This is a genomic window from Vibrio sp. 1288, assembly GCF_033344475.1.
On sequence record NZ_JAWPOX010001154.1, the window covers coordinates 1 to 512 of the forward strand.

Sequence of the window (512 nt, forward strand, 5' to 3'; positions counted from 1 at the left end):
TCAAGGTTATGTGTTTGCTAGTAGCACAAATACGCTGGCGGTTTCACTAGATTTAAATAACGCTACAGAACTGGATGGTATTCAGCTGTACGCGCAAAGAAGCAGCCTTCAAAGTGATATGACTTACCGAGTATGGCGATTCCCATTCTCAGGTAATGCGGGTTACCGGTTGGTGTTAGACCAAGACAGCGCTGAACTGCTACAACAAGGTTCTTTCCAAAAATCATCACGAATCTTATTCCCTCAGCCAAGTCAACTAAGTGCTGGTCAGCATCTGTTGGTGGTGGAATTGGAAGGCGGTGAGTTTGAAGCGAACTTTGATTTCGGTCGTGTTCTAAAAACTGAAAAATCCTCTTTACCTGTGATGTGGACAGGCAGCAATAGCGACATGTACACATTTGGTTTGAATCAGACAGGCTTCTCTTTCGTGCCGTTTGCCGCGCTGCTGAATGTGGATGCGAGTCATGTCGTTGAGGCAAAAGCAGACTCATTGCAAACCGATAAGAACAAGT

At 45.3% G+C, this 512-nt stretch carries 1 pseudogene; it reads left to right on the top strand.

The window, feature by feature from the left end:
* Window positions 1-512 (top strand): annotated as a pseudogene (locus R8O11_RS31410) (peptidase M6); the annotation flags it as partial.